Origin of the sequence: Peribacillus sp. NPDC058075, from assembly GCF_042885195.1 — a bacterium.
Taxonomy (GTDB): Bacteria; Bacillota; Bacilli; order Bacillales; family DSM-1321; genus Peribacillus.
Genome location: NZ_JBHVSL010000005.1, coordinates 109,453 through 127,825 on the forward strand (window position 1 = coordinate 109,453; position 18,373 = coordinate 127,825).

Annotated in this window: 8 protein-coding genes, 1 pseudogene and 1 other annotated feature (1 of these 10 cut by a window edge); of the genes and pseudogenes, 4 read left to right on the forward strand and 5 right to left on the reverse strand. The window is 43.6% G+C overall.

Translation table 11 applies throughout. From position 1 onward, the window contains the following. Positions 1–491: 491 nt before the first annotated feature. A complete protein-coding gene (locus ACFVS1_RS23990) occupies positions 492–740 on the forward strand; it encodes a hypothetical protein (protein ID WP_387551323.1) in 249 nt (82 codons plus the stop codon). Here ACFVS1_RS23990 and ACFVS1_RS23995 read toward each other — a convergent pair. Both ACFVS1_RS23995 and gltB read right to left on the reverse strand, forming a co-directional pair. Continuing rightward, the gene (locus ACFVS1_RS23995) at positions 737–2,218 is read right to left on the reverse strand and encodes a glutamate synthase subunit beta (RefSeq protein ID WP_387551326.1); all 1,482 of its coding nucleotides are present in this window, start codon (positions 2,216–2,218) and stop codon (positions 737–739) included. The two genes, ACFVS1_RS23990 and ACFVS1_RS23995, sit on opposite strands and share 4 nt — an antisense overlap. 16 nt (positions 2,219–2,234) lie before the next feature. Continuing rightward, positions 2,235–6,785 (reverse strand): glutamate synthase large subunit, encoded by a 4,551-nt coding sequence (gene gltB, locus ACFVS1_RS24000; RefSeq protein WP_387551329.1) that lies wholly within the window; start codon positions 6,783–6,785, stop codon positions 2,235–2,237. Between the two features lie 133 nt (positions 6,786–6,918). On the opposite strand from gltB, the gene gltC reads away from it, so the two are divergent. The 3 genes and pseudogenes from gltC (at position 6,919) to ACFVS1_RS24015 (ending at position 9,178) form a co-directional block, all read left to right on the forward strand. Then, positions 6,919–7,821, forward strand: coding sequence for a glutamate biosynthesis transcriptional regulator GltC (gene gltC / locus ACFVS1_RS24005; RefSeq protein WP_352926103.1), 903 nt, complete (start codon positions 6,919–6,921; stop codon positions 7,819–7,821). Between the two features lie 136 nt (positions 7,822–7,957). Next, a pseudogene (locus ACFVS1_RS24010) lies at positions 7,958–8,451 on the forward strand (spore coat protein). Between the two features lie 127 nt (positions 8,452–8,578). Next, on the forward strand, positions 8,579–9,178 hold the full coding sequence (locus ACFVS1_RS24015; RefSeq protein WP_387551333.1) for a hypothetical protein: 600 nt from the start codon (positions 8,579–8,581) through the stop codon (positions 9,176–9,178). 748 nt (positions 9,179–9,926) lie between these two features. On the opposite strand, the gene ACFVS1_RS24020 is transcribed toward ACFVS1_RS24015, so the two are convergent. The 3 genes from ACFVS1_RS24020 to leuS form a co-directional block, all read right to left on the reverse strand. After that, positions 9,927–11,678: a right-handed parallel beta-helix repeat-containing protein gene (locus tag ACFVS1_RS24020; RefSeq protein ID WP_387551336.1), complete on the reverse strand. Its 1,752-nt coding sequence runs from the start codon at positions 11,676–11,678 to the stop codon at positions 9,927–9,929. Positions 11,679–12,181: 503 nt separating this feature from the next. Beyond that, on the reverse strand, positions 12,182–15,349 hold the full coding sequence (locus tag ACFVS1_RS24025; RefSeq protein ID WP_387551339.1) for an Ig-like domain-containing protein: 3,168 nt from the start codon (positions 15,347–15,349) through the stop codon (positions 12,182–12,184). Between the two features lie 332 nt (positions 15,350–15,681). Then, a complete protein-coding gene (gene leuS / locus ACFVS1_RS24030) occupies positions 15,682–18,096 on the reverse strand; it encodes a leucine--tRNA ligase (protein ID WP_352926096.1) in 2,415 nt (804 codons plus the stop codon). Positions 18,097–18,150: 54 nt separating this feature from the next. After that, positions 18,151–18,373, reverse strand: a binding site (T-box leader); it runs 8 nt beyond the window's last position.

An 18,373-nucleotide genomic window follows, 5' to 3' on the forward strand; every position in this document is an offset into this window, starting at 1 on the left:
GAAGATCAAAAAACATTAACCAGGTTTTAAGTTATATCCAAGATGGCATCGCAGCGGGAGATCAAATGGATTTCCTTCATTTTGTGAACAACTTCGATTTCTATTGTTTAAGCGGCAGTTATCATCCTCCTGCAATCGAAGAATACTTTAATAAAATGGTACAGCCCTATGTTGAAAATAAAATCTCCTTCCGATCATGAGCACATGTGGAATGGGCAACCCTATGAAGAGCCGCTGCACATCATAGAGGAATTTGAGAGAACAGTAGATGAAGCTGTAAATCAGCTGTCGTTTCCATTAATTTGTGCGTACAAAAGTGAGAGGATGCCAGACACCTCAAAACCATATTGTTGGAAACACATCCCCATTTTCTAAAAGACGATGACATCATCGTCTGTGAACAATACTTGCCAGCTAGTTTTAAATCATAATAAATAACACGCTTAGGAATCTCCTAAACGTGTTGTTTTCCGTTACATGATTGATAATTTTTGAGTTCGTTACTTTTTGAGTTTTGGCGTTTTACTCGTGAATTCGGGGCATTTACTCGTGAGTTTCGGCGTTTTACTCGTGAATTCGGGGCATTTACTCGTGAGTTTCGGCGTTTTACTCGTGAGTTTCCACCATTTACTCGTGAGTTTTGGCGTTTCACTCGTGAATTCGGTTGTTTTACTCGTGTGTACCACATCCCCACACAAATAAAGAAGCACCATAATGGCACTTCCTTTTTTTGCTTTTAAGGCAATACCGATGCTCCCATCAAGTAGCGGTCTACTTCTCTCGCTACTTCACGGCCTTCATTGATTGCCCAAACGATGAGGCTTTGCCCTCTCCTTGCATCTCCGGCAGCGAAGACTCCTTCGACATTTGTTCTGTAATCGCCATAAACGGCATCAATTTTTTGATTGATTGTTTCTACGCCAAATTGAGTTAATAGCGGCATTTCCGTTCCTTCAAATCCGATTGCGATGAAAACGAATTGTGCAGGCCATACTTTTTCAGTTCCTGGAACTTCCCTGAAAATGTACATTCCGTCATCGCCTTTGATTTTTTCCATTGAGATTGTGTGCAATTCTTTCACGTTGCCATTTTCATCGGCTACAATCTTCTTTGTTTGGATTGAGTATTGACGCGGATCTGCACCGAATTTCGCTTCCGCTTCCTCATATGCATAATCAAGGGAAAACACATTCGGGTAGGCTGGCCACATATTATCGGATGTACGGACCGTCGGAAGGATTGGATGCTTCCCGAATTGTACGACGCTCTTACATTCTTGACGAAGGGCAGTTGCGACACAGTCAGCTCCTGTATCCCCGCCGCCGATGACGATGACGTCCTTCCCCTTTGTGTCTATGAACTTGCCGTCTTCAAAATTGGAGTCCAGCAGGCTTTTAGTCGAAGTCGTCAAGTAATCCATCGCAAGGTGAATGCCTGCTGCCTCGCGTCCTTCAATTACAAGGTCACGCTGCTTTTGGGCACCTGTGCAAAGGATGACTGCATCATATTGATCTTGCAGTTCTTCGGCTGAAATATCTTTGCCCACTTCTGTATTGGTAATGAAATCGATGCCTTCCTGGGTCAATAATTTGATCCGGCGTGCAACGACATCTTTTTCAAGCTTCATGTTCGGGATACCGTATGTCAACAGCCCGCCTGCACGGTCTGAACGCTCATAAACCGTGACCGAATGACCTGCTTGATTCAACTGGTCGGCACTTGCCAATCCTGCCGGGCCTGAACCGATGATGGCAATTTTCTTGCCGGTCCTGCTTTCAGGGATGCGAGGCGTGATCCAGCCATTTTCAAATCCTTTATCGATGATGGTCCGTTCAATGTTCTTAATGGTAACGGCAGGATCGCTTATCGCCACCGTACAAGACCCTTCACAAGGGGCCGGGCAGACGCGCCCGGTGAATTCAGGGAAATTATTTGTTTTCGATAAACGGTCCAATGCTTCTTTCCATCTGCCGCGGTACACCAAATCATTCCACTCCGGAATCAGATTATGAATCGGACAGCCCGTTGTGACCCGGTTCAATTCCATGCCCATATGGCAGAAAGGGGTGGCGCAGTCCATACACCGCGCTCCCTGTTTACTTAACTTTTCATCAGAGAAAGGAGCTGTATACTCTCTCCAGTCGTTTAAACGAGTGAGAGGATTCCGGTCTTTTGGTTTTTCTCTCGGATAATCCATAAATCCTGTTGCTTTTCCCATCTTTCTCTCCCCTTCCTTACTGCATCACAGCTTGTTTAGTGATTTTTTTATCTTGAACGGCATTTGCTTGAAATGCACTCATGATCGCTTCTTCATCCGTCAGCCCTGCATGCTTTTGCTCATTGATGCTTTTGATCATCCGTTTGTAATCCTTCGGAATGACTTTTACGAATTTCTTAGCGAAATCCTCCCAGTTCTCCAGTACATACGATGCTTTGGCACTTTCTGTATAATGAAGGTGGCTGTAAAGCATCTCTTTTACCTCGTTTGCATCATCCATATGATCAAGTGTCTCGAATTCTATCATTTCACCATTGCATAATGACTTGAATTCTTCTGCGTCATCAGCCAGTACATATGCGATGCCGCCTGACATGCCTGCCGCAAAGTTTTTCCCGACGCCGCCAAGAATGACCACGCGCCCGCCTGTCATATACTCACAGCCATGGTCTCCAATTCCTTCAACAACAACATTGACTCCACTGTTCCGTACCGCAAATCGTTCTCCCGCACGGCCATTAATGTAGGCCTCGCCGCTTGTTGCACCGTATAAGGCGATATTTCCGGCAATTACATTGTCCCCGGCCTCGATCTGATTGCCAGAAGGTGCCGTGACAATGATTTTTCCGCCAGATAAGCCTTTCCCAACATAATCATTGACATCCCCTGTCAAATACATGGACATCCCTTTTGGAATGAATGCACCGAAGCTCTGGCCCGCCGATCCTGTAAAACGAAGTGTGATCGTATCTTCAGGCAACCCTTCTTCACCATAGCGTTTGGATACTTCACTGCCGACAATCGTTCCGACCACACGGTTCACGTTTGTAATCGGGAAGCTGGCATCCACCTGGGTTTGATCATTTAAAGCAGGCTCAACAACAGGTAAAATCTCACGGATATCCAAGGATTCTTCTATTTTATGGTTTTGAGGAAGTTGATACGTACGTATCCCTTCCGGTTGGAAAAGTAGTGTCGTCAAGTCCAGATGCTTCGCTTTCCAATGGTTTTGTGCCCGCTCGCTCACTTGTAAAACGTCAGTGCGGCCGACCATTTCTTCCACTGTTCTAAAACCAAGTTCAGCCATCGTCTCCCGAACTTCCTCGGCGATGAAGCGCATGAAATTCACGACATGATCCGGATCTCCTGTGAATTTGCTGCGAAGCTCAGGGTTTTGAGTAGCTACCCCGACAGGACATGTATCCAAATGGCAAGCACGCATCATGACACAGCCAAGAACCACAAGCGGTGCTGTAGCAAAGCCGAATTCTTCCGCTCCAAGGATAGCTGCCATGACCACATCGCGTCCCGTCATTAATTTCCCATCCGTTTCAAGGACTACACGGCTGCGAAGGCCATTCAGCATCAATGTTTGGTGTGCTTCGGCAAGGCCCAGCTCCCAAGGAAGACCAGTATGTTTGATACTAGTTTTTGGTGATGCACCCGTACCGCCATCATACCCGCTGATAACGATGACATCTGCGGCACCTTTAGCCACACCGGCTGCAATCGTGCCTACACCTGCTTTTGACACAAGCTTGACGCTGATCCTGGCATCACGGTTCGCATTTTTCAAATCATGGATCAGCTGTGCCAGATCTTCAATTGAGTAGATATCATGATGCGGAGGCGGTGAAATAAGGCCTACTCCCGGTGTGGAACCCCGGACCTCTGCGACCCAAGGGTATACTTTGTTTCCAGGCAGCTGGCCGCCTTCACCCGGCTTTGCACCTTGCGCCATTTTGATTTGAAGCTCATCGGCATTAACAAGGTAATGGCTTTTCACTCCAAAACGACCGGACGCAATTTGTTTAATTCCGCTGCGGCGGTCATCGCCATTTTCATCCAATTGGTAACGGCTAGGGTGTTCCCCGCCTTCACCGCTATTGCTTTTTCCGCCTAAACGGTTCATCGCAATCGCTAATGTTTCATGCGCTTCCTGACTCAATGAACCGAATGACATCGCGCCCGTTTTGAATCGGCTGACGATGGATTCCACGGATTCCACTTCATCTATAGAAATACTTTGGCGTTTTTGATCGAACGAGAATAAATTCCGTAAAAATCCGAGTCTCTCTTCATTCGCCAAGTTTGAATATTGCTTAAATAAATTATAATCGCCTTTCCGGCAGGCCCATTGCAGTGTATGGATCGTTTTCGGATTGAAAGCATGATGTTCCCCTGTTTTTCTCCATTGAAAATCACTTCCGCTTTCAAGAGTTTCGTCAAGGGAATCAGCTGCAGCTTTTCTATGACGAATCAACGCTTCATCTGCGATCGTTTCCAAATCGATCCCACTAAGTTGCGATGCCGTACCGCTGAAATAGCGTTCAATCACATCAGCACCGATTCCGACCGCTTCGAAAATTTGCGCTCCGCGATAACTTTGAATTGTTGAAATCCCCATTTTCGACATCACTTTTACGATGCCTTCCGTCAACGAGCGTACATATTTCCTCACCGTTTCTTCGTAGCTGATGGCCAAACTTTCTTCCAATACCGCCTGCTTATATGTTTCATAAGCAAGGTACGGGTAAATCGCATCCACTCCATACCCGATAAGGGACGCATAATGATGGACCTCCCTGGCTTCCCCCGATTCAACGATAATGCTCACTTTCGTACGGTTCCCATGACGGATCAGCTCCTGATGAAGGGCGCTCGCAGCCAGCAGGGAAGGAATCGCGGCCTTTTCCTTGCTCATATCCTTGTCTGATAAAATCAAAAGGCTGATACCATCAGCGATCGCTTGTTCCGCTTCACGGCAGATGCGATCAAGTCCGCTCTCTAAATCTTCTGAAAATAAAGTGTGAATGACTTTGCTCCTGAATTCAGGATAGGCATTTTCTTTCAACTGCTGCATTTGACCTGGCGTCAAAACAGGTGAATCCAATTGAATGCGGCGGCTGTTCGTTTCATCCGGTTTCAGCAAATCTCCTTCCGCACCGAGGAATGTCATTGTTGACGTGACAATCTGTTCACGAAGCGAATCGATTGGCGGATTGGTTACCTGTGCAAAGGATTGCTTGAAATAGTTGAATAGCGATTGCGGGCGATCTGATAAGACCGCTAACGGAATGTCATTCCCCATGCTGCCCAGCGGATCTTTGCCTTCGTTAATGACCGGCAGTAAATATTTTTGGACATCTTCATATGTGTATCCAAACGCTTTTTGCCTGAATAGTAAATCACTCAATGGCTCCCCTTCGAGCACAGGTTCTTCGTCACTTAATTGAACAAGCTGTTCGTCCAGCCATTGCTGGTATGGATTTTCCTGAGCCATTTCCGACTTGATCTCTTCATCGGAAACAATACGGCCTTCCTCTAAATCTATTAAAAGCATTCTGCCTGGGCTTAAACGATCTTTATATAATACATTCTCAGGCTCCACATCGATCACGCCGACTTCAGAGGAGAAAATGATGTAATCATCTTTTGTTACATAATACCTTGCCGGCCTTAAACCATTTCGATCCAGGATGGCACCGATTTGCTTGCCATTCGTAAAGGATATGGCCGTCGGTCCATCCCAGGGCTCCATGAGCATGCTATGATATTCGTAAAATGCCTTCTTTTCCTTTGTCATATGCGGATTTTCCGTCCACGGTTCAGGAATGAGCATCATCGCCGCATGTGCCGGTTTACGCCCGGCAAGCACGAAGAATTCAAGTGCATTATCAAGAATCGAGGAATCACTGCCGTCTATATCCAGAATTGGCAGGACCTTTTGCAGGTCATCCCCGAAAGCTTCCGAAACAAACTGCTGCTCACGCGCTTTCATCCAATTCACATTACCTCTAAGCGTATTGATTTCGCCATTATGGATCAGATAACGGTTTGGATGTGCCCGTTCCCAACTAGGAAAAGTATTCGTACTGAAGCGGGAATGCACTAAAGCGAAAGCCGAAACGAAGGACTCCTGTTGAAGGTCAAGATAAAAAGCATCCACCTGCTCTGGCGTCAACAATCCTTTGTAAACGATCGTAGCACTTGAAAGGCTGGCAAAATAAAAGCGATTGCCGCGTTCACGAGCCCAGTTTTCAGCTTGTTTTCTGATAATGAACAATTTACGCTCAAAAGCTAAATCATCAGTCATCCCTTCACTTGCCCCGATGAATACTTGGCGAATCGTCGGACATGTCTCCTTGCCGACCTCCCCGATTTTCGTTGCATCAACAGGAACCGTTCTCCAGCCTAATAACGTTTGACCCTCTTGTTCGATAAATGCATTCAAACGAGCTTCGATTTCATTCCGTTCATCATCATTGTTAGAGAAAAAGAGCATGCCTACACCATAGCGTCCTTTTGCCGGCAAATTCATTTCCGGGCATGCCAGCCTGAAATATTCATCAGGAATCTGCACCATTAATCCTGCGCCATCTCCTGTAAGGGGATCGCTGCCTTGTCCGCCGCGATGATCTAGTTGGCACAGCATATTCAGTCCTTGTTTGACGATGTCATGTGTAGCAAGCCCTTTTAAATGAGCGTATAAACCGATCCCACATGCATCATGTTCAAATTCAGGATGGTAGAGCCCTTGTGCTTTTGGTATTTGATTGTATGTCATATTAATCGCCCCCATCGTATTCTTACACCGTTATGTCACTTACATTTATTCTAGGTTTTCAAATCGATATAAACAATATATAATTCTAGTAGAATCTATCTCAATTTGAGATGAATGGCAGGAGGATGAATAAATGGAACTACGACAATTACGTTATTTTGTTGAAGTCGCCGAGAGGGAACACGTCTCAGAAGCCGCAGAACACCTGCATATCGCACAATCAGCAATCAGCCGGCAAATCTCCAGACTGGAAGATGAGCTTGGCGTACTTTTATTCGAGAAAATCGGCCGGAATATCCAGTTAACCCCAATTGGCAAGATTTTCTTGAACCATGCCAAAACGGCGATACAGGCGATTGAATATGCCAAATATCAAATTGAGGAGTTTTTGGACCCTGAACACGGAAGCATTAAAATCGGGTTCCCGACCAGCCTTTCCACCCATTTACTGCCTACCGTCATTTCCGCTTTTAAAGATGAGCAGCCGAATATCGGCTTCCACTTAAGACAGGGATCTTATTCCTCTTTAAAAGAGGCTGTCAAAAATCGCGAAATCGGATTAGCCTTCCTTGGACCGATCCCGACAGATGATCCGGATATCGAAGGTCATATCCTGTTCACGGAAAACATATCCGCTTTACTGCCCATCACTCACCCATTAGCTGAAAAGAAAAGTCTGCGTCTTAGTGACTTACGAAATGACCCCTTCGTCTTGTTTCCAAAGGGATACATCTTTCACACTATTGCTCTTGAAGCGTGCAAAGCCGCCGGTTTCGCACCGAACATCGCCTCGGAAGGTGAAGACATGGATTCCATAAAAGGGCTCGTTTCTGCCGGAATCGGAGTCAGCCTGCTCCCTGACAGTACCTTTTATGAAGTCACTCCAAGACTGACCGTTAAAATTCCGATCGATACACCCGAAGTAAAACGGACGGTCGGCATCATCACTCCTAAAAACAGGGACTTGGCTCCATCAGAAAAACTTTTTTACCAATTTGCCAAAAAGTTCTTCTCTGTTCTCGAGCAATATCAATAAAACATGGCGATCCTACTAAACGGTAAATGGGAATCGTAGATGGGACAGCTCTTCCCATGAATATTTCACTAGACAACTTGCCTGTAGCCCACTGGACGAATAATTTATCAAGATTATTCGTTCAGGAGGAATTTACATGCAACCCACCTATTCACATCTTGCTTGGCATGAAACACTCGAGCTTCATGAGTTGGTTGCCGCCCAGTCCAATGCCTTTATGAAATTTAAAAAAGCTTATCCAAAATAAAAGACCCGATTCTAAAAACGATTTATAAGCAAACGATCGATACCCTTACCCAAAACATCATGGAGCTGCTGCAATTTTACCCATTGACGCCTAAAGCGCCCCGGGATGACGATGTATCAAGGGATGATGCATCGGCAGCTGCCGCCGGGGAATTGCTGGGCTTTGCCAAATCATCGATTAAAAGTTATGCAGGTGCCATTACGGAAACAGCCGCCCCTTCCCTTCGAAAAGTATTTAAGAAACATTTAAATGGAGCCATCGATACCCATGCCAAGATTTTCAACTACCTTTATGAAAGAAACCTCTATCCTGCTTACGACTTGAACCAATTGCTCCAAAATGACGTCGATGTTGCCAATAAGGCTCTTTCCCAACCATTGTAAATGCAAAAAAGGCAAGCATACCGATTGCTTGCCTTTTTGCCGCGTTCCGATTCCGTTTCTTTTATAGAATGTTATAATATTTAAGAATTGGTTTTAATTAGGTAATAGTATACAAGAGGTGAAAAACATGAGAAAGATCTTTTTATCCATCATCCTATCCCTGCTCTCATTTTCTTTAGTCGCATGTAAGGCAGATGATCCAAAATCCGAAAATAACCTTTCAGTTCCTGAGCTGACAGCAAGGGAAAAGGCCATCCTGGAGAATTCAAGTGAACATTCCTTCCTTATCAATTTCAGTGTTGATGATACATACAAGGAGATGTCAGTTTGGGTTGAAAAATATGAATTCGGCAAACTGGTCGAAGAGGAAAAAGGCCGCATGACAACTGGGGTTGATAAGAATGGAACGATCATCTTCACCACATCCAAAACGGATGCTGACCAAAAACGATCGATGTTCAACATCAGCATTCAAAGCGATGATGGTTCGGATACAGTTACTTATCCTGAAACCATTGATGAAATGGATTCCAGCGTATGGGGCAGTATTGGCAAACTCAAAATAAACAGCACAAACAAGCTTGCATTGGCGAGTATATGTTACTCAAGCGGTAATAAAGGCATACATTCACTTTCCACTGATTTTTATGGAGATAGTGATGGACATATGGACGAGTTGAAGGAATACGATGTTGTCTACCTCCTCAGAAGTGAATTCACTAAATGAGCTGACAAATGCAGAGGCAAGATTGTTTTAGCACGATACTATTGCAAAAGTGGATCCTTCAACTATATGACTTCGAGAAAATAAATGGGGCAGTTGAAGAATCAAAAAAAGGGTTGTCATCTAATGGGCTAAGATGAAAAAGCCCCATTAGATGACTGATTTTGCTCATACGATAGATGTGTAAGCCCAAATTACGGGTATGGAAGATTTTAATGTAGTAAATTCTTCTACATATTAAAAAGGGGTTGAAGGAAGAGAGATTTGGGTGTAATCTTTTAAAATAATAAAACGGAAAGAAGATCATTAATTTGAAGAAAATCATCCTCCTCTTTGCAGCAGTAGTCATTGCGAGCTCTCTCGGACATCAAATAACCGGCGGATATAATGACCCTCGTAAATCCCGCCCTAGGTATATACATTTGAAATAAGGAATCCGCTTTTGAGCTTGATTCCTTATCATTTTGGAAGTCAATGAATATTATCATTTTTAAGAAACGTTCATGGAATTTGAACCTGTGCAAACTTATCACCCATTTAATCTAGGTATTAAATCCCCTTAAATTACTTCCTTTCCTCATTATTTTTCACTCATTTGATATATATCCATCTTTTCCTATTTTATCGATAGATACGTTATGCCCATTTTTTAGTTCAATTTCGATTGGCTTTTTTATATTTTCATCAATTTTACATCGACAGTTTGCAAATTTTCGGTTTTAGAGTTCATCTCTATGAGGTATCCGGTTTTTCAATTATAGCTTTGGTGACACTTCAATGTTGTGTCAACCCCACATTCTGGTTTCAATGTAAAACCGTCCTGATTTTTAAAGTCAGGAGGGATACCGATCCGATTATTCAATAAATTACTTTCTGATTCTACTTGAAAATGAATCTCACGTCCAACCTCGGTAAATATGTGATCATTTTCAATCAAGGTGTTGGTCAAGGTCAATGGCAGGGTTGTGTAGTCATTATTAAAGTTCCCATTATTATGAGAGCCGCGTATGCCAATTCCAGCTTGGATATAGTTATTTTCGGATTTTTTGACATGTTGAATTTTGTTTCTATGTAGTTTCGTGAACTTGTTGGAACTAAGAAACACAATCCCGTTGTTGAAACTGTTTTCAATGGTATTGTCTTCAATGATTGCATTTTTTGTCACGTGGATACTGATGCCTCCTTGTGTCTCGACGGTGGTTCGGACATCGCTTACGTAATTATCCTTAATCACAACCGAATCCAAGAATCCCATCTCCATTTTGGTCAGGTCCGTAAATTGCGTTCCGTTAACGGTGATGCCCCGTTCTGTAATCGTGTCATTTTTTTCTATATCGTAAACATCATAATCATCCTGGATGCCCATTCTATGACTGTTAATCCGATTCCCTGAAATCGTAATGTTTCGAGGCGGATAGGCGGAGACCTTCCCACCATTATAATCCATTCCTCCAACAACAATAGGGAAACGTGTATTTAAAATGACATTGTTCGTGAAGGATACGTTTTGTCCCGAGTGTGTGTCGATTCCCTCCCATGTCGGGTTGTTGGCGACCACGTTCTGATCTACCACAATGTTGTTGCTTGGCGGGAACTTTGCTTGTGCATTGGCATCATCTTTGGTATTTACTTTCCTATGGCTAAAGGCCATGCCATAGCTTTGCTGGGAACTTGCCACCTTTACTCCCGGCCAAATATCACTAACCTTAGTATCCTTTACGGTCACGTTATTCGCTGAGACGCCGCCAATGCCCGCATATCCAATATCCGTAATGTTCATGTTTTTTTTATAAACGGTATCGGATCCTTTGATGGTTACCCCATCCACATGCTCTAAATAGATGCCATACCCTTCATATCCGATAATTTGAACATCCTCAATAATGATATTTTTTATCCGTTTCGCATCACCATCTCTATCAGTTGTCGGGTATGTACTGACTAAGTTATCCGTTGATTTCGTTTGATCAATAGCGGTAACCTGGATCCCTCTATGCTGAGATACATAATACTTCCTTGGTTCTCCTGTTACGGTATCTTCTGTTTTTCGTTTTCCATCCAGAATAAGATTATTGATGCCCACCTGACTTTCCAGTATTTTAATGGTAACAGGTTCACTTCTTGATTCAGTACAGATTGTCGTGACAGACTTTCCATTCTCCATGGTTCCTTCCAATGTAACTCCAGATCTCATCACAAGAAAGGCACTTGCCGTGAAATGTCCTTTTGATAAGAGAACGGTCCCCCGTTTTCCGGTTGCCCCATCCTTCGGAAATTTTGAAACGCTTAGAATGGCATTATTAACAGCAACTCTTACTGATGACGTCGTAGAGTTGGGTGCTAATGTTGACGTTTCCATAAGCGTATTATTGTTGTCGAATTGTTGGATTGTCGTTCCTGTTGTTGTTTCACAAACCGGATTTGCCGCGGATGTCATGGATGGGAGCGAAACGAAAACGGCCGTAAACAGAATGAATATTACTATACTTCTACATACTTTCATTTGAAAACTCCCATGCAAGTTATAATTCCTTGATAATTGAAAACGTTGAATGCTTTCCCCTGAGACGTTCATTCATGATGCCAATCGAGTGCCAGTATACATTCTTCAATTGATGTGTTCTCTTTAAATACAAGTAATGCTTTTTCTTAGGTCTTCATCAGCCACAGCTTTAAGCAAAGTTATGTAATTATGTAAAGCAAACGCCAAATAAGAACTTACCAGCCACACATCATTGCTATCTCTGTAAGAATCGTTGCCATTGTTTTTTCTTGCATTTTCATTCTCTCCTCTCCTTTTCTCTAATAAAGATTTATAGTACAAGAAAAAAGCGTACGTTCTATTTCAGAATTAAAACGCGAAACTCCAGATCTGAAATCATGCAATGACAACGCACAGGCAAAAGAACACGCCCATGGCAAAAACACCGCTCATTATCGAGCGGTGTTTCCATTCGTTTTCTCACAAAAAAGACCGTTTAACATGTAGTTAAACGGCCTTCACTGCTATTTAGATTTTTTTACGGTTACTTTTGTTGCTTTTCCTGTATTGCCCGCTTTATCTTTTGCTGAGACGTATAATGCTGACCCTGCTTTTTTCTTGCTGATTTTGATGGAGAAGTTCCCTTTACCATCAGCTTTTGCTGTTCCGATGTTTTTATTGCTGTACTTCACGGTAACGGTTGAACCGATTTCCGCTTTACCTGTTACTTTTGTTGCTTTATCGTTTACTTCATTCACTTTCGGTGTACCTGGAGCGGTTTTATCTTTAACCGTTACTTTTGCTGCTTTCCCTGTATTGCCTGCTTTGTCTTTTGCTGAGACGTATAATGCGGACCCTGCTTTTTTCTTGCTGATCTTGATGGAGAAGTTCCCCTTACTATCAGCTTTTGCCGTTCCGATGTTTTTATTGCTGTGCTTCACGGTAACGGTTGAACCGATTTCCGCTTTACCTGTTACTGTAGTAGCTTTATCGCTTACTTCATTCACTTTCGGTGCATCCGGAGCGGTTTTATCGAGAACAGTCACGGTTGCCGCCTTGCTTTCACGTTTTGCTAAGTCTGTAGCTGTGACTGACAGTTTAGTGCCAGCCTTTTGCTTGCTGATTTTCACTTTGAAATTCCCTTTGCTGTCCGTGTTACCTGAACCAATCACTTTTTTTGCGCTATTTTTGATCGTGATTTTCATGTCCGCTTGTGATTGACCCGTTACATACGTATCTTTGTCACTTAAAGCTTTTACAGTCGGCTTGTTAGGGGTTGCACCCTTATTCACGAATACTTTGATAGAAGATACTGCTAGTTTGGAAGAATCAGAGATATTCACAGTAAGCTGCTGCTCTGCTTTTTGAACCGGAATAGTAACAGTGAACGTTCCATTAGCTGCCGCCGTTCCTTTACCAAGCGTTTTGTTTCCGCTTTTCACTTCGATTACTGAACCTTTTTTAGCTGAACCAGTCAGTTTTGTTTGCGTATCCATCACTAGATTGACTTTAGCTTGTAAATCCACTGCACTAAGTGCACTGTACGCATTCAATCTTCCGTATCCTGATACTAAATCTTTACCGACAGGAAGTTCTTCTTCCGGTATGATGATTTCCCCATCTTCCGGTTCATAGTCCTCATAAGGATCTACATTATCTTCTTCTTCAAAAGCGACATATTCCGATGTCTCATGAAGGATTCCCCTTACTTCATTCACTTTCAACCCAGGGTTTCCGGATAATAACAAGGCTGTAGCTGCCGCAACATGCGGAGCTGCCATTGATGTACCATCCATGTAGGTAACATTCCCATTAGGCACAAGGCTCGGGATGGCTGTCCCTGGAGCGACCAAGTCCAACTTCGATCCATAATTGGAATAATCGGATACTAAATCAAGGGCATTGGTTGCACCGACGGAAATGGCGTATTTTGATGATGCAGGATAAGAAAGATCTCCCATCCCATCATTACCGCTTGCTACGACAACCATTACATTCTTGGCAGCCGCATGTTTCAAGGCATATTCAATCGTCCTGCTATATTCTCCGCCCAAGCTAAGGTTTATGACCTTTGCACCATGATCCACGGCATATTTAATGCCTAATGCAATTTTCTCATTGTCTCCATACCCTGAAGAATCCAAGACCTTCACAGGCATGATTTTAGCTACTGGATTGATTCCTTGCATGGAATAACCATTATCTGCTTTGGCAGCAATGATACCTGATACATGCGTACCATGACCATTGTCATCAATTGCTTTTTCTTTCTTATCGATGAAATTCTTACCTGACTCCATTTCAACGACACTTTGTAGATCCGCCAGTGAATCATCGACACCTGTGTCGATAACCGCTACCAACGTATCTTTTAAATTACGTTTCTTAATAAGGTTCTGCAGTTTTTCGTTATCGATGTCCGCTCCCTTAATGCCTTCTTCCCCGCCGGCGTTATTTAAAGACCATTGATACGGAGATTGAATGTCGGCAGAAAGTGCTTTGTACGTTTTTACCGCTTCGATATACTCCACTTCCGGAAGCTTTTCGATACTGGATAGAGCAGCAGTGCTCATTTTAGCTTGGTTCTTTAACTCTACAACATACATATCATCATACAGAACCTCTTGTTGCTTAGGTGCCGATAATGTTCCAAATCCTTTTCCGCTAATCTTGGATTGGACAGTGCTTAATGACTTCCCAGGTTTAAGTTTGACGATATATTTGTTCTTTACATTTTTCGAAGCAGGAAGTTCGATTCCCGCTTTGCTTGCGATATCGATGATTCTCTCACCTGCAAGCTTATCCAGATTGACTTTCTTTGCAATGGCGTCCATATCCTTTTTCAATCCGGCCGGAGCGACGTCTGCCGACTTATTGAATAAGGCTTTAATCGCCTCTTGCTGCTTGTTGCTAATGACTGCCGTACTGCTTGCTCCATTTTCATTAAGATCCTCAATAAGGGGCTTAATCTCGACTAAGTGATTAAAAACGGCTTCCCTTGCCGTTTTATTACCAGCAAGATGTAGAGCCAGGAATGGCGAAGCTTTATAGTATAAAGAGGAAAGGGTACGTCCCTCAGGCGACTTCGTGAGAACTTCATCTCTAAACACGCGGAGTGTTTTCAACATGGATTCTCCCGTTTTCTTATCGTTTACACTCACTTCAACCGGGCATGATTCGAGCTCTTCCCCTTCGTCCCCGGCAGATGGCGGCAATGTTACTGAATGCGCATTGATGGAGTATTCAGCTACATTTTCCGCATCTGGCTTCGGATTCCCCTCATCATCCGTATCGCCGAAATATTCAACTTTAACATAATATGTTCCTTCCCAAGCATATGGGAAATCGACTACAGCTTTTTCATCAGGATAAGAAGAGACAATATAATGGCTCTCATCCTTTTCTGCTTTTTCTTTATCTTGATATACGGAGATATTCAAGATTTTGTCCGAATTGACTTCGAACTCAATATGGGAGAACTTTTGTACTTCTTCTGTTGTGGGACTGATTTGGTACCATTGGACATCCGGTTTTTCAAACTTTCCGTTCAGAGTGTCCCCATTTTTAATCGTTTTTACATTTTCAATAGGCGTTGCAGCTGCAGCTTGAGAATTTAGCGGAACCATCAAGCTGAATATCAGTGCAAAAATAAGTACACACGCCGTAATTCGACTCACATTCTTAAATTTCACAGTTTTCCCTCCAATAATTGGTTAAAAAATAACAGTACTATACCAAACTATCACACTGTAAAATTTTATCAACCAATTTTTTCCCTTTTTTATGTAAAATGCTTGATTTATTTGGCCATAGAGCTGAAAAATGATTCCCATGAACCAATTAAGCAAGATGTTTGCGTTCCGCTATTCCTAACATGACGATAGTAACCCAATTGGTAGATTGATCGCTAATAGATTTAAATCGGTGAGATCCTAATATGACCTAATTCCTATGGCCGGCCAATGCCACGAAAAAAAGCTGTCCAAGCAGTAAAATATGCTGGACAGCTTCCAATCATTTTTATTTAGTTTGCGACGATATTGACTAATTTGCCTGGTACGGCAATCACTTTACGAATGGTTTTCCCATCGATTTGTTCTTTGATGGAATCATCACCCATCGCGATCTCTTCCAGTTTTTCTCTCGTAGTGTCAGTCGGCACCATTAATTTCGCTTTGACTTTTCCGTTGATTTGGATGACGATTTCTACTTCGTTATCCACTAACTTCGCTTCGTCGAAAGCCGGCCATGTTCCGTAAGTGATGCTCTCGGAATGACCGAGTTTAGACCAAAGCTCCTCAGCAATATGAGGTGCAACTGGTGCAAGCAGCTTTACGAAGCCTTCGATATACACCTTAGGAAGCGAATCCGCTTTATATGCATCATTAATGAATACCATCAATTGTGATATCGCCGTATTGAATTTCAATTCCTCATAGTTCTCGGTCACTTTTTTAACCGTTTGATGATAGACTTTTTCGAGCTTGCCCGTGTCATCCGTCTCTGTCATCTTATCTGTGAGTGTACCGTCATCGTTGACTAATAAACGCCAGATACGGTCAAGGAATCTGCGGGAACCGTCCAATCCGTTTGTGGACCAGGCAATCGAAGCATCCAATGGACCCATGAACATTTCGTACATGCGAAGTGTATCGGCACCATGGCTTTCAACGATATCATCCGGGTTCACGACATTCCCTTTGGATTTACTCATTTTTTCATTATTCTCGCCAAGGATCATTCCTTGGTTGAATAGGTTCTGGAATGGTTCCTTCGTTGGCACGACACCGATATCGTACAGGAATTTATGCCAGAAACGAGCGTAAAGCAAGTGAAGCACCGCATGCTCAGCACCGCCAATATAAATGTCGACCGGCATCCATTCTTTTAATTTTTCAGGATCTGCAAGTGCTTCTTTATTATCTGGATCGATATAACGAAGGAAGTACCAGCTGCTGCCTGCCCACTGCGGCATCGTGTTTGTCTCACGGCGCCCTTTTCGTCCATTTTCATCCGTTACATTCACCCATTCCGATATGTTTGCAAGTGGTGATTCGCCTGTACCTGAAGGCTTGATGTCCGTAGCTTTCGGTAAAATCAATGGAAGATCTTCTTCCTTCACTGGAGACATCGTGCCGTCTTCCCAATGAATGATTGGAATCGGTTCACCCCAGTAACGCTGACGGCTGAATAACCAGTCGCGAAGACGGTATGTTATTTTCTTCGTACCGATTTCTTTTTCTTCCAGCCATTTGATCATGGTTGAAATGGCTTCTTCTTTATTCAATCCATCAAGGAATTCCGAATTCACATGAAGACCATCGCCTGTATATGCTTCACTTGTCACATCTCCGCCAGCTACGACTTCCTTGATCGGCAAGTTGAACTTGACTGCAAATTCATAATCACGCTCATCATGGGCAGGAACGGCCATGATCGCACCTGTTCCATAGCTGATCAACACGTAATCGGCAATCCAGATCGGCATTTTTTCGCCATTTACCGGGTTAATGGCATAAGCCCCCGTGAACACGCCTGATTTATCCTTGGCCAAGTCTGTTCTTTCCAAATCGCTTTTATGTTTTACTTCATCTAAATAGGCTTCAACCGCCGCCCTTTGATCAGCTGACGTAATCTTATCTACAAACTGATGTTCAGGTGCCAATACGGCATATGTTGCACCGAATAACGTATCCGGACGAGTCGTGAACACCGTGAATGTTTCATTAAAGCCATCGATATGGAATGTAACCTCCGCTCCCTCGGAACGGCCAATCCAGTTACGCTGCATATCCTTGATGTTTTCCGGCCAATCCACATCATTCAAATCGTCGATCAAGCGGTCTGCATACGCAGTGATACGAAGCATCCACTGTTTCATCGGGCGGCGCTCAACCGGATGCCCTCCACGCTCACTTTTCCCATCGATGACTTCTTCATTAGCCAATACCGTACCAAGTGCCGGACACCAGTTAACGGCCACTTCATCAATATATGCAAGGCCCTTTTCATATAATTTCAAGAAGATCCACTGAGTCCATTTGTAATAGTCGGGATCTGTCGTATTTATTTCGCGATCCCAGTCATAAGAAAAACCAAGGGCTTTGATTTGGCGGCGGAACGTGTTGATGTTGTGCTCCGTGAATTCGGCTGGATCATTCCCCGTATCGATCGCATATTGCTCTGCAGGAAGTCCAAAAGCGTCCCAGCCGATCGGATGCAATACATTATACCCCTGCGCCCGTTTCATCCGTGCCAGGATATCGCTTGCCGTATATCCTTCCGGATGCCCTACATGCAGACCTGCCCCTGAAGGATATGGGAACATATCCAGCGCGTAGAATTTGCGTTTGCCGCTTTCTTCACCCGTCTTGAATGTCTTATTGCCTTCCCAATACTTTTGCCATTTCGTTTCTATGCTCCTATGGTCAAAACTCATATGATTTCCTCCTAATTTCCGTATAAAAAAACAATAAAAAACCCCTCATCCCAAAATAGGGACGAGAGGATTATGTATATCTTCCCGCGGTACCACCCACATTGGCGATAGCTAAAATCCGCCCAGCTTAAAATATCCGTAACATGGATCAAACGCCAGGCATTACTTTTCACCTTCACACCCGGGACTCCAAGGCGAGTTCACGACCATCCCAGGTTGACTTGCACCACCCGTCAACTCTCTTTACTGGTTTAAACCGCTACTATTCCTCATCATA